The sequence below is a fragment of the Streptomyces roseofulvus genome, from assembly GCF_039534915.1.
In the GTDB taxonomy this organism is placed as follows: Bacteria; Actinomycetota; Actinomycetes; order Streptomycetales; family Streptomycetaceae; genus Streptomyces; species Streptomyces roseofulvus.
This window is the reverse complement of the sequence record NZ_BAAAWE010000001.1, coordinates 623732-636956: the sequence shown is the minus strand read 5'-3', so window position 1 is coordinate 636956 and position 13225 is coordinate 623732. Positions and strand designations below refer to the sequence as shown.

Here is a 13225-nt window from a genome sequence, read left to right as displayed (position 1 = left end):
CCTGGTCATGAGCGGCGAACCGTCGGCATCGCGTCGGGAACGGCTGACCCGCGAGCGCGTGCTGCGCGCCGCGCTGGCGGTGGCGGACGCGGAGGGCCTGGCCGCCCTCAGCATGCGCCGGGTCGCGGTGGAGCTCGGCGTGGAGACCATGGCGCTGTACCGGTACACGGAGAGCAAGGACGACCTGCTGGACGGGCTCGTCGAGACCCTCTTCCTGGAGGTGGAGGAGCGGCTGTCCGACGCCCGGCGGGCGATCGGTGCCGAGCAGCCCGAAGGGGCCGCCGTCGGCCTTCCCGAGCTGCGGGACGCGCTGCACGGCATCGCCCGGGAGCTGTACCGGGTCGCCGTGGAGCACCCGAACGTCATCTCGCTGTGCGCGAGCCGCCCCCTGACCGTCCCCCTGGCCCGCCGGCCCCCCGCGGTGCTGCGCGTCCACGAACGCCTGCTGGCGCTGTTCCGGGCGGCCGGCCTGGACGACGACGCGGCGCTGCGGATCTACCGGGCCTTCATCTCCTGGGTCCTCGGCTACGTCGTGGTCGACCTGCGCGCGGTCGTCGACGACCCGGACGAACCCGACCCCGCCTTCCGGCTCGGCCTGCACCGCCTCCCGGCCCGCGACTTCCCGACGCTCCGGGCGTACGGCCCCGCCCTCGCCGAACGGGGCGGCGAGGAACAGCTCATCGCCGGCCTCGACGCCCTGCTCACCGCTCTGGGTCCGGACACGGCCGCGTGAGGTCCGGCCGCCGGACGTGGGGCGCGATCACGACGGGCTCCTCGATGAGCCGTACCGTCGGCGCTGTCCCGGGCACCGGCCGACGCCACGCCCCCTCCGGGTCCTCGACCCCCTCCACCTTCCAGTCGCGGCAGGTCCGGTCGAGCGCCAGCGGGTAGAGGGTGAGCGTGCCGTCCCCGGCGAGGCGCATGCGCAGGAAGCCCTTGTGGTCGTCCATGGACTGCCCGGACATCTGCCACTCGGCGACCAGGCCGCGGTTCGTCCACAGCACCCACAGGGCGAAGCACTGGGAGCCGATGACGGCGCCGATCACCGCGCCGACCAGCAGCAGGATCGCCAGGAACACCAGCCCGTTCCAGGAGGACGGCACCGCCCGGGCGATCGCGACCGCGACGGCCAGCGCCGCGGCGGCGACCGCCGCCTGGAACAGGACGGCCACGGCCGGACCGGACGGCGCCCGGGGCCGCCGTTCGCGCAGCAGCCCCCGCCACCAGCCGATCACGAAGGGCAGGACGAAGAGGGCGGCGCTCGCGCACAGCAGTCCGAGCAGGTCGTCGGGGCCGGCGCTCCGCAGCGCCCCGACGGGGGTGTGCCGCCCCTCGGCCAGCGCGAACACGCCGCTCGTCAGCAGGACGAGCACCGTCTGCACCGCTCCGGCCAGCACGGCGAACCCCGGGTTGCGCCGCGGCAGCCAGAACCGAGACCAGGGCTCGGCGATCCCGCGGGCCAGCGCCCGGGACTCCGCCGCGTCCGGGTAGGTGTGCCGGGCGAGCGCGAAGTCCGTCGGCGGCCGGTCCCTCGTCCGCATCCGCGACGCGGCCGGCGGCAGGGGCAGGGCCTTCGGGAGCCGGTGGGTGGCCGAGAGGTACGCCCCGCCCAGGCCGCACGTCACCATCTGGCGCCGTCGCGGGTCCGGGGGCAGGTCGTCGGTCCCGGCCACGTCGTCGGGCAGCCGCTCCGCGTAGCGGGCGTAGTGGTGCTTGTCGCCGGTCAGCCACAGCCGGACGGCGGCGCCCGTCTCCTCGCGCGTGCGGGTGTTCCGGTCGAAGCGGGTCCGCACGAGGGTGCGGTCGAACCAGTGCAGGGAGTCGAAGGCGTCGGGCCGCTCGTCGCTGCGCACCCAGGTCGGCTCGGCCGAGCAGACGATCACGCTGTCCCCCGGGCACAGCAGGGGCGAGAGGTGGGTCTCGAAGTAGCGCCGCTGCGGATCGTCGACATAGCTGCCGAGCTGGCTGTCCAGGCCGACGAGCCACCAGCGCTGCGGCAGCCGCACGGCGAAGTAGCTCCGGGTCTGCCGGGTCTGCCAGCCGCCGATCGCACTCTCCTGGGCGAACATCCGCAGGAACGCGGTGAGCCCGTCGTACCAGTCGTGGTTGCCCGGCAGCGCGACCATGAGCGGCTGGTCCGGGGCCGACGGCAGCGCCGCGCGGTAGGGGCCCTTCATCCGGTCCTCGTACGCGGTCGCCGACGCCACCGGGTACACCTGGTCCCCGCCGAGGACGAGCAGCGAGCCGCGGGGGAGCGAGCCGGGACCCTCGACGGCGAGCCGGTCCGCGCCGAGCGCGGCCGCCACCGAGGCCGTCGCCTCGAACCCGTCGCCGAGGTCCGCGGCGAAGTCGATCCAGATCTCCTCGGCGCCGGGATCCGCCAAGGGCGCCCTCAGGAGCCCGGCCTCCAGCGCGCCCTGGACCTCCCGCTTGTCCGCGTAGCCGGCGAAGACGGCGGCCAGACCGACCTTGACCGCCGTGCGCGCCAGCTCCCTCGGCGCGAGCCAGCGCACCGGCTGCCGCGGAGTGAACCCCAGCTCGTCCGCGCGTCCGCGCAGCTCCCGGAAGTCCATGCCGGCACCTCCTCGGTCACAGCGGGGACCAGGGCAGGACGTCCTGCGCGTACACGTCCCAGAGCTTGCCGGCGAAGAACCGCCCGAACCGTCCCAGGGCGGTCACCCGGCCGGGCAGCGTCGGTGCTTCGGCCCGGAAGGTGGTGAGCTGCTTCAGGAAGTCGGTGGGGCGGATGCGCACGGTTCCCGCGGCCACCGGCTCGGCGCCCGGCTCCCCGTCGGCTCCGACGTGCCCGCGGAGCACGCGGGTGTACAGGACGGACGTGTCCTTCCAGATCCCGCGGCGCGAGTCCTCGCTGACGTCCTTGTACCCGCTGAGGGTCAGCGGGTGCCCGGCCCGGTCGGCGAAGTACAGGCGGTAGAGCATCCGCAGGTGCTGGGGATCGGAGTGCTCCACGAACAGCCCGAAGGTGCCGCGCTCGACCGGCAGGCGCCCGCCGAGCTCCTGGCAGACGATCTCGCCGCGCAGCTCGGCCTCGTGCTCCGGGTCGGCGAGGAAGCGGTCCATGCCGCGGATGTCGACGGTCACGTGCAGGGCGAGGTCGGCGACGGCCCCGCCCGCCGAGTGATCGGCGTTCCGGGCGTCGTCCGCCCCGAAGACGACCCGGCCGACCATGCGCTCGGTGAAGCGCACACGGGTCGGGTCGTCGGCGCGGTCCCGCGGCCCGCTCGGCTTCCAGGGGATCCCCTGGTCCGCGCACCAGCGGCGCGCGTCCCGGACACCGAGCTCGACGGCCTGGGTGAAACGGTCCCGGCCGAAGTTGACGAGATAGTTCAGCGGGACCTCGCCGCTCAGCAGCCGGACCTCGATCGGACGCCCGAACTCGCTCTCCCCGCCGGCGCGGAGAGCGGCGTTGCCTGCCTCGATCCTGCGCAGCCACTCCTCCAGCCGTCCGTTGGCCGTGGTCTCGATGATGTGGAAGTAGTTGGCCACGAAGCCGTCGCGCCAGCGGTGCCGCCGGCTGACCGTCCAGATGATCCACAGTTCGTCGCAGCCCCGCCGGATCGCCTCCTCGACGTTCGCGTCGGTCAGATAGACGGGGTCGATGTACGTGTCCCCGTCGATGACGACCGGAGGGAACCACATCGGCAGCGCCACCCCGGCGCAGAACCGGTCCTCGTCCATGCGGTCGGCGGTCACCGCCTCCACCTCGTTGGCGCTGAAGTTGTAGAGGGTGAAGGTGGCCTCCCGCTCGGTGGCCCGGATCCGCTCCCAGTCGAGGCCCCACTTCGGGAAGACCCGGCGCCGGTAGCCGTCCAGGGTGAACAGGGAGCGGGCGTACGGCCCCTTGGGCAGCTCGCGCCAGTTCGGGGTGACGCCCTCCAGCGGGGCGAGCGTGCGCCAGTTGTCGGCGATCTCGCGCCCGGACATCCCCTGGCAGTACATCGCGAGGTTGAACACGCCCCCGCTGGCGCCGTCGGCGTGGTCGAACGTCAGCCCCGCCTCGTCGAGCAGGACCTGGAGGACACCGGCCTGGTAGGCCACCTTCAGCCCGCCGCCGGCGAGGAGGAGCGATCTGCGCGGGGATCCGCTGCGGGGCGTCGTGCCCGGTCCGGTCGTCATGAGGGGCCCTCGGGGGTCTGCCGGTGGTCTTCGAGGATGCGGAGGGCCGAACGGTCGGCCAGCGCCGCGATGGTGAGCGAGGGGTTCGGGCCGACGGGACCGGGCAGCACCGAGCCGTCGGCGACCGAAAGCCCCGGGTAGCCGAACACGCGGCCGAAGGGGTCCACCACGCCCTCCCGCGCGGTGCGCCCCATCGGAGCGCCGCCCACCGGATGCACGGTGATCAGGCGGTTGAGCAGCCACAGGGGGTTGGCCGCGTAACGGCCGCCGAGACTGCGGGAGACGCGCTCCATGGTCTCGTTCATCTGCCCGAAGTACGCGTCGGACGCGGCCAGTCGCCAGTCGAGGTCCAGATGCCCGTCCCTGAGGAACATCCGGCCGTTGGGGACGTCCCGGCCCATGCCGAGCAGCGGCAGGGTCGTCGCGGTGAACAGCCCCTTGCCCATCGCGTCGCCGAGCTGCCGTCCCACCTGGCTGCGTGCGGTCCCGGTCAGCCGCGACCAGCCGCGGCGCAGCAGGAACCGCGCCACCCGGTGGGAGAGGGTGAGGACGTTGTGCTCGACGAGCCAGTTGAGGAACTCGGGGTATCCGGCGTCCTCGATGTAGAAGCCGCGGTCCCGCTCGCCGCTCCCCTTCCGGTCCACCCGCAGGGCGCTCGTGATGACCGGCCCGAAGCTCGGCTCCATCAGCCGCGGCACCGTCTCGCCCGGCCGGTCAGGATCCCGCTCCCGGGCCTTGAGCACCAGCCCGAGGAAGTCGCCGTTCCCGGAGAAACGGCTGCCCAGCGCCGGGCTGAGCGCCGGGAAGGCACTGCGGTTGCGCATCAGCAGATACGTGGTGCCGAGCGTGCCGGCGGACAGGACCAGCCGCCTGGCCCTGACGGTCCGCCGCACCGGAGGAGCCGACGGGTCCTCGTCGCCGGCGGCCGGGTGCTCGATGTACGAGACCTGGAAGCCCTCCCGGACGGGTTCGAACGAGCGGACCTCGCAGCGGGGCCGGATGTCCGCGCCGAGCCGCTGCGCGGCGCTGAGGTAGGTGAAGTCCAGACTGTTCTTGCTGCCGAAGTTGCAGCCCAGGTCGCATTCGCCGACGAGCCGGCACGCGTAACGGGGGGCGTGGTGCAGATTGTCCTCGCCGCCGTCCAGCGGTGCGCCGGGCACCGGCGGGTCCCCGAACGACACGGCCAGCAAGGGGAGTTCCCACGGCAGGCCGACCCGCTCGGCCGCCCGGCGCATGGCGAGGGTCTTGGGCGTGCTCGCGTACGGCTCCGTGTCGAAGGGGTACGGGCGCCCGCCCAGCATGGTCTCGACGGTTCCGTAGTGCGGATCGAGGTCCTCGCGGGTGACGGGCCAGTTCTCGTAGCCGCCGTCGAACGACTCGTGCACGAACCAGCTCTCCGGCTTGCGGATCAGCACGTTCGCGTAGATCAGCGACCCGCCGCCGAGCCCACTGGACACGAGCGCGTCCATCGTGGAGAAGCTCCACATGTCGTACATCCCGTACAGCCCGGAGTCCGGGTCCCAGAAGTTCCTGGCGGCCTGGTGGGGGCTGCGGGGAAAGGACCCGGGCGGGAACGGCCTGCCCCGTTCGAGCACGCACACGTCGAGGTCGGCCTCGGCCAGGCGATACGCCGTCACGGACCCGCCGAAACCCGACCCGACGACGACGGCGTCGAAAACGTCCATGCTCGCCACCTCTGGAAGGAGGAGCCGGAACACCTGCTGTCCCCCTCGTCGGCGGTCGCCGCACGCACGACCTCCCTCCATGGTTCACCCGCGGCGGGTGGAGCGCACGTCGGGGTGAGGGATCGCAAGGGGCGTTTTCGGGCCATCGGGAACATGCCCGGCGCTTCCTGGATCCGATCCCGTTTCCCTTGGTGAGACGCCGCTCCGACGGTCGTGCGCCGGTGTCCTCGCGACAGCGTCTTCCGGCCAACATCGGGACGTTTCGGCACGCGGGACAACCGGACGTCCGGCGCCTTCCTCTCATAGCGCGGGTGCACCGAGCACCCCACACCGCGTGAGCCGCGGGGCGGAGACCGCCCCGCCGGGACGCGGCCGATGTGCTTCCCCACAGCATCCGGAGGATCAGAGAACGATGAGCACGACGCGCACCCACCGGCTACGGCGGCCCCTGCTCGCGGGCACCACGGCGGTCGCCGCCATGGCCGTGACGGTCGGTTTCATGACCGCCGCCCCGGAGCGGGCGACGGCCGCGACGGGACCGAAGCTCAGCCTCGTCGCGGCGACCGGCTCGGTCACGCTCACCTCGTGGAAGGAGGAGCCCGGCGTCTACCTGGACCTGGGCACGTACCTCACCGCCGAGGGGCGGCCGCTGGAACTGAAGGTGACCCGCAAGTCCTACAAGGACCCGGTGACGGTCACCCAGACCGTGTTCGAGAACGGCAAGAGCAAGGCGAAGCCCCTGCCCCTGGGCACCGTCAAGGACTTCTCCGGCCTGCCGGGCTTCGCCGAGATCACCGTCACGGACAAGAACGGCAAGGTCGTCGTCCGCCGCACGGAGAGCTTCTGCCCGAACAACGCCAGCGGACGGATCCGGCCCGACGCGCCCGCCACCTCGAAGTATCCGGAGAGCTGCCCCACCAACCCCTTCACCCTCGGCTCCGTGTGGGGCGTCGAGAAGGGGTGGGCCGCCAACACCTACGCCGGCTCCTACACCGACCCCGTGAAGCTCGCCGCGGGCACGTACACGGCCAAGGTGGGTGTCGCCAAGAAGTACCGGGACCTCTTCGGCATCGCCGACAAGCCCGCCACGGTGAAGCTCACCGTCGAGGAGCGCAGCTGGGAGAACGGCCGGGCGGCCGCCGCCGGCGAACACGCCGGACACGGCGCCGCGCACCAGGCCCCCTCCGCCCACGCCGGACACGGACCGGGGCACGCCGCCCCGAGCCCCGCCGAGGCCGGCGCGCCGCAGACGAGCGGCGCCACCCCCTCGTACAACGTCGGCCACGGGCCGCTGAAGGCCGCGCCCCCGGCGCTGCCGTGGGCGGTGAAGGTGCAGCAGGCCGGACGGGCCGGCATCCAGGCCGCCGGGGACGCCACCGGGCAGACCGACGGCTCGCGCAAGGCCCCGGCCCTGACCCCCCGGGCCGCGCGTCCCACCGGGACGCCGTCCGTCCCGAACGTCCCCAAGCCGGACCTGCGGTCCCTGCCGGCGTACGGCATCACCATCAGCGACGGCGCCGGCCAGGGCACCCCTGGCAAGGACTACCTCGCCTTCAGCGCGAACGTCTGGAACGCCGGCCCCGCCCAGCTCGTCGTGGACGGCTTCCGCTCGCCCGGCAAGGCCAAGATGGACGCCTACCAGTACTTCTACGACGCCCAGGGCAAGCAGGTCGGCTACACCCCGACCGGCACCATGGAGTGGGACCCGCGCCCCGGGCACGTCCACTGGCACTTCACCGACTTCGCCAGCTACCGGCTGCTGAAGGCCGACAAGAAGGAGGCGGTCCGCAGCGGCAAGGAGGCGTTCTGCCTCGCCAACACCGACGCCGTCGACTACACGGTGAAGAACGCCAACTGGCACCCGAACAACACCGACCTGTCCACCGCCTGCGGCCAGGAGAACTCCATCTCCGTCCGCGAGGTGCTGGACGTCGGCTCCGGTGACACCTACACCCAGGACCTGCCGGGCCAGTCCTTCGACATCACGGACCTGCCCAACGGCACCTACTACATCCAGGTGCTCGCCAACCCGGCCAAGCGGCTGAAGGAGACCAACCTGGACAACAACAGCGCCCTGCGCAAGGTCGTCCTCGGCGGCACCCCCGGCCGCCGCACCGTCAAGGTCCCGGCCCACGAGCTGGTGAACGCGAACTGACCCACCGGCGCCAGCGCCGTCGTACCCGCCGAGCCGGCCCCCAGGGGCCGGCTCGGTCGTCATGCCGTCACGGTCCGGAGGCCATGGGGGCGGCACAGGGGTGCATCCGCGTGTCCCCGTGCAGAGGAAACGACGTCATGGAGCGTGTAGGCCGCCGCGACCGGTGAAACGGATCAGCCCATGGACACACCCACCCCCACCGACGGAACCCTCTGCCTGGTCACCGGCGCGAGCGGCTACATCGGAGGCCGCCTCGTACCGGAACTGCTCGACAGGGGATACCGGGTGCGCTGTCTCGCCCGGCACCCGGACAAGCTCCGGGACTTCCCCTGGGCCGACCGGGTGGAGACCGTACGCGGTGACGTGACGGTCGCCGAGAGCCTCCGCGAGGCGTTCGCCGGCGTCGACGTCGCCTACTACCTCGTGCACTCCATGAGCTCGACGGCACGCTTCGAGGACGCCGACCGGCTCGCCGCCCGCACGTTCGCCGCCGAGGCCCGCTCCGCCGGGGTGCGGCGCATCGTCTACCTGGGCGGACTCGTCCCGAGCGGAGTGCCGGAGCACGAGCTCTCGCCGCACCTGCGCTCCCGCACCGAGGTGGGCCGCATCCTGCTCGCCTCGGGCGTCCCCACCGCCGTGCTGCGCGCGGCCGTCGTCATCGGCTCCGGATCGGCGTCCTTCGAGATGCTCCGGTACCTCACCGAGCGGCTCCCCGTCATGGTCACCCCCCGGTGGGTCGGCAGCCGCGTCCAGCCCATCGCGGTGCGCGACGTGCTGCGGTACCTGGCCGAGAGCGCAGCCCTGCCCGCCGACGTGAACCGGACCTTCGACGTCGGCGGCCCCGACGTGCTCACCTACCGGCGGATGATGGAGCTCTACGCCGAGGTCGCCGGGCTCCGCAAGCGCGTCATCGTCCCCGTACCGGTCCTCACCCCACGCCTGTCCAGCGAGTGGATCGGCCTCGTCACACCGGTGCCGGCCTCCCTGGCCCGCCCCCTCACCGCGTCGCTGCGCCACGAGGTGGTCTGCACCGAGCACGACATCGCCCGCTACGTCCCCGACCTGCCCGGCAGGCCCCTGCCCTTCACCGACGCCCTCCGGCTGGCCCTCCGCCGCGTCCGCGAGGCACGCGTCACCACCCGCTGGTCCACCGCCTCACCGCCCGGGGCGCCCAGCGACCCGCTGCCGACCGACCCGGACTGGGCGGGCGGCAGCCTCTACACGGACGAACGCTCCCGTACCGTCGACGCGAGCCCCGAGGCGCTGTGGCGGGTCGTCGAAGGGGTGGGCGGGGAGAACGGCTGGTACTCCTTCCCCCTGGCCTGGGCCGTCAGAGGCTGGGCCGACCGGCTCGTCGGGGGAGTGGGACTGCGCCGGGGCCGCAGGGACGCGAAGCACCTCCGGGTCGGTGACGCGCTGGACTTCTGGCGTGTGGAGGCGATGGACCGCGGGCGCCTGCTGCGCCTCCGGGCGGAGATGCGCCTGCCCGGCCTCGCCTGGCTGGAGATGGCGGTCGACCGGGACGAGCGGGGCCGGACGTCGTACCGGCAGCGGGCGCTCTTCCACCCCCGGGGCCTCGCCGGGCAGGCGTACTGGTGGGGCGTCTCCCCCTTCCACGCCGTGGTCTTCGGCGGTATGGCCCGGAAGATCGCCCGGACCGCCGAGCGGGAGAGCGGGCGGACGGGCCCGGCCCCCGGCGGTGGGTGATCCCCGACGCGCGCGGCCGGGCCGCGCGCGCCCGTGCGGTGCGCTCCCGCCCCGGGGCGGGACCGGGCCCGGACGGCGTGCATCCGGCGTCCCGCGAACGGGGGAACCGGGTGTGCACGAGTGCCACAGCAGTACCCCGGCGCGGCGCCGCGCGTCCGTGACCGGCGGCCGAGCAGGGAGGGCGCGATGACCGTCTCCGTCATTCTGTACACCTCGGACCTCAGGGTCCACGACCATCCGCCGCTGAGGGCGGCGGTCCAGGGCGCCGACGAGGTGGTGCCGCTGTTCGTCCGCGACCCGGCCGTGGACCGGGCGGGGTTCGCGGCGCCCAACCGGCTGGCCTTCCTCGCGGACTGCCTGGAGGACCTCGACCGCTCGCTGCGGGAGCGGGGCGGGCGGCTCGTGGTGCGGGAGGGCGACACGGTCTCCGAGGTGCGGGCCGTGGTGCGGCAGACCGACGCCGACGAGGTCCACATGGCCGCCGGCGTCACGGCCTTCGCCCGGCGGCGGGAGGCCCGGCTGCGCGGGGCGCTGGAGGAGGACGGCTGCCGCCTGTACGTGCACGACGGTGTGGTCACCGTCGTGCCGCCCGGCGAGGTGGTCCCGCAGAACTCGGACCACTTCGCCGTCTTCACCCCCTATCACCGCCGCTGGGCCGCGGAGCCGGTGCGCGTCCCCTTCGCCGCCCCGAGACGGGTGTGCGTACCGTCGGGCCCGCGCTCCGCGCCCGTCCCGCGGCGCTCCGCCGTCACGGACGTGTCGCCGGCCCTCCCGGCGGGAGGGGAGACCGAGGCCCGCAAGCGGCTCGGCTCCTGGCTGGCGGCGCACCTCGACGCGTACGAGGAGCGCCACGACGACCTGGCGGGGGACGCCACCTCCCGCCTGTCGCCCTACCTCCACTTCGGCGCCCTCTCCGCCACCGAGGCGGTGCACCGGGCGGCCCGGCGGGGCGGGGCGGGTGCCGACGCGTTCGTCCGGCAGCTCTGCTGGCGGGACTTCCACCACCAGGTGCTGGCCGCGCGCCCGGAGGCGTCCCGGGCCGACTACCGGAGCCGGTCCGGACGCTGGCGGGTCGGCGCCGACGCGGAGGCGGACCTCGCGGCCTGGCGCGAGGGACGCACCGGCTATCCCCTCGTCGACGCCGCCATGCGGCAGCTCGCCCACGAGGGATGGATGCACAACCGGGGCAGGCTGATCACGGCCTCCTTCCTGGCGAAGACCCTCTGCGTCGACTGGCGCGAGGGGGCCGCCCACTTCCTCGGCCTGCTGGTGGACGGGGACGTCGCGAACAACCAGCTCAACTGGCAGTGGGTGGCCGGCACCGGCACCGACACCCGCCCGAACCGCGTCCTCAACCCGGTCGCCCAGGCCAAGCGGTACGACCCCGACGGTCGTTACGTCCGCCGCTGGGTACCGGAACTGGCGGGTCTCGACGGACCGGCCGTCCACGAGCCCTGGCGGCTCAAGGGGCTCGACCGGGCGGCCCTCGCCTACCCGGACCCGCTGGTCGAGCTCTCCGAGGGGCTGGCCCGCTTCCGGAGGCTCCGCGGCCCCTCCTGACCGGGCGCGCGCCCGGACGCACGGCCCCCCGGAGAAGTTTCGATGCGGAAACGACGCAAGTTGAGCCGTGGGGGCCGCCGACGGGACCGTGAGGAGGTACGGCCTCTCCGAGGTCCCGCCGCAGAGGAGCGAGCGCCATGACCGCAGACCGCACGACCGGAGTCCTCACGGCCGTGGACGACGTCGCCGACGACGACGGGATCGCCCGCGGTCTCGTCGGCGGCGACGAGCAGTGCCTCGCCGCCGCGTACCGGCGCTGGGGCCCCCTGGTCCAGGCTCTGGCCGCCCGCGCCCTGGGCGACCCCCGCGAGGCGGAGGACGTCACCCAGCAGGTGTTCGTCGCCGTCTGGCGCGGCCGGGCGAACTTCCGTCCCGAACGCGGCAGCCTGTCGGCCTGGCTCGTCGGCATCACCCGGCGGAAGATCGCCGACGCCCTGGCCGCGCGCACGCGCCGCACCCGGCTCGCGGCGTCCCTCGGCGCCACCCTGGAGCACGAGGGCCGGAGGGACGAGGAGCCCGAGCGGGTCCTCGAACGGCTGGTCGTCGGCGAGGAGTTGGCCAGGCTGCCGCGTGTCCAGCGCGACGTCCTGGAGCTCGCCTACTTCGCCGATCTGACCCAGACCCAGATCGCCGACCGCACCGGCATGCCGCTGGGCACGGTCAAGAGCCACGCCCGCCGCGGCCTCCTGCGCATGCGGCACAGCCTCGAACGCGCCGGCGTCCACGCCGGCCGCTGACCGGGCCGGATCGCCCCGCGCCCGCCACCGGTCAGGGCCCGGTGCCGCCGGTCCGCTCGTCCCCGCCCCCGGCAGGTTCTCCGTACAGGCGGGAGACGACGTCGATCGCCTCCCGCAGGCCGGCCGGGCGTGCCGTGCCGGGGTCGGGTGTGCGGCCGCGCCAGCCGGGGCCCGCGAGGAGGACCAGAGGAGCGGTGCGGGCGCCCCGTACGCCGAACGCCGTCCCGGCGATGTGCCGGGCCAGCGCGTGGTTCGCGGTGGAGCGGGCCTGGGACCACAGGACCACGGCGGCCGGCCCCGACCGGCGCACCGCCGCGTCGAGCGCCTCGGCGGGCACGGCGGCGCCGAACATCCTGGTCGGCAGGGACCGTTCGGCGAGGGCGGCGGCGAGCGCCTCCAGCGGCAGCGTGTGCTGCTCGGCGGGGACGCAGGCCAGCACGGTCGGGGGAGCCTCGGGGGCGGCCGGCGGTCCGGTGACGGCGGCCTGCCGCAGTGCGGTGGAGATGTGCCAGGAGAGCAGGTGCTCGACCTCGACGTAGCGGTCGCCCGACGATTCCCACTTCCGGCCCACCGCGTGCAGCGTCGGAGTCATGATCTCCTCCCAGGTGGTGACCAGCCCGTACGTCGCCAGGGCCGACCGGAGGATGGTCTCCATGAGGGGCCCGTCGAGGCGCACGGCGGCGCGGGCGAGCCCGCGGCACTCCTGCCGCACGTCGCCCAGCGGCAGCCCGCTGCCGGCCGTGGCACGCCGGCCCGGCCCGGGACGCGGATCAGGCGCCGCCGAGGCCCCCACCTCCCGGGCGGCCCGCGCGGCGTCGGCGGGCGGGACGCCCGACGCCGTGAGACGGCACATCTCCTCCAGCACCGCGATGTCCGTCGGGCTCCAGCGCCGGTGCCGCCCGTCGGCGCGGACGGCGGGGCCGATCCCGTACCGACGGTCCCAGGACCGCACGGTGGTCGGGGAGACGCCCAGGCGCCGGGCGACGGCGCCCGTGGTGATGCCGTGCACGGTGTCATCCATGCGCACCACGATACGACGCGGAAACGATGCGAGCCCCTGCGGGCGGTGCGCGTCGGTGCGGCCGACGGCGGGACGCCCCCTTGACCCCCCGAGGCGCCGCCCACTACCTTGCCGTCGACATCACCCCGTGCTCCCGGAAGGAGGCGACCCGCAGATGCTCACCTACTCTGACCTCGGCCGCCTCGCCGCGTGCACCGCCTGGGTCCCTGGCCGCATCGCGCAC

The 13225-nt window shown here is 74.1% G+C and carries 9 protein-coding genes; 5 read left to right on the top strand and 4 right to left on the bottom strand.

The genetic code is table 11. The features are described from left to right. Positions 1–7 precede the first annotated feature (7 nt). Positions 8–733 carry a TetR/AcrR family transcriptional regulator gene (locus ABFY03_RS03030; RefSeq protein ID WP_319012472.1) on the top strand — a complete coding sequence of 242 codons (726 nt, stop codon included), beginning with the start codon at positions 8–10 and terminating at the stop codon, positions 731–733. Here ABFY03_RS03030 and ABFY03_RS03025 read toward each other — a convergent pair. The 3 genes from ABFY03_RS03025 to ABFY03_RS03015 are packed head-to-tail and all read right to left on the bottom strand — an operon-like array spanning position 702 to position 5822. Next, the gene (locus tag ABFY03_RS03025) at positions 702–2573 is read right to left on the bottom strand and encodes a hypothetical protein (protein WP_346169077.1); all 1872 of its coding nucleotides are present in this window, start codon (positions 2571–2573) and stop codon (positions 702–704) included. The genes ABFY03_RS03030 and ABFY03_RS03025 overlap by 32 nt on opposite strands. A 16-nt stretch (positions 2574–2589) precedes the next feature. Continuing rightward, on the bottom strand, positions 2590–4137 hold the full coding sequence (locus tag ABFY03_RS03020) for a patatin-like phospholipase family protein (protein WP_346169076.1): 1548 nt from the start codon (positions 4135–4137) through the stop codon (positions 2590–2592). Further along, positions 4134–5822: a GMC oxidoreductase gene (locus ABFY03_RS03015; RefSeq protein ID WP_346169075.1), complete on the bottom strand. Its 1689-nt coding sequence runs from the start codon at positions 5820–5822 to the stop codon at positions 4134–4136. Before ABFY03_RS03015 ends, ABFY03_RS03020 begins: the two co-directional genes overlap by 4 nt. 412 nt (positions 5823–6234) lie before the next feature. Between ABFY03_RS03015 and ABFY03_RS03010 the strand changes: the two genes are divergently transcribed. The 4 genes from ABFY03_RS03010 to ABFY03_RS02995 all read left to right on the top strand — a co-directional run bounded on the left by ABFY03_RS03010 (position 6235) and on the right by ABFY03_RS02995 (position 11981). Next, entirely contained in the window at positions 6235–7977 is a 1743-nt protein-coding gene (locus tag ABFY03_RS03010) for a lysyl oxidase family protein (RefSeq protein ID WP_346169074.1), read from the top strand. A 180-nt stretch (positions 7978–8157) separates the two neighbouring features. After that, on the top strand, positions 8158–9684 hold the full coding sequence (locus ABFY03_RS03005; RefSeq protein ID WP_319012467.1) for an SDR family oxidoreductase: 1527 nt from the start codon (positions 8158–8160) through the stop codon (positions 9682–9684). A 186-nt stretch (positions 9685–9870) separates the two neighbouring features. Beyond that, complete coding sequence (locus tag ABFY03_RS03000) at positions 9871–11244, top strand: cryptochrome/photolyase family protein (protein ID WP_346169073.1); 1374 nt, start codon at positions 9871–9873, stop codon at positions 11242–11244. A gap of 137 nt (positions 11245–11381) precedes the next feature. Continuing rightward, a complete protein-coding gene (locus tag ABFY03_RS02995) occupies positions 11382–11981 on the top strand; it encodes a sigma-70 family RNA polymerase sigma factor (protein ID WP_319012465.1) in 600 nt (199 codons plus the stop codon). 31 nt (positions 11982–12012) lie between these two features. Here ABFY03_RS02995 and ABFY03_RS02990 read toward each other — a convergent pair whose 3' ends face one another. Beyond that, the gene (locus ABFY03_RS02990) at positions 12013–13002 is read right to left on the bottom strand and encodes a MerR family transcriptional regulator (RefSeq protein ID WP_346169072.1); all 990 of its coding nucleotides are present in this window, start codon (positions 13000–13002) and stop codon (positions 12013–12015) included. Between the last annotated feature and the right edge of the window lie 223 nt (positions 13003–13225).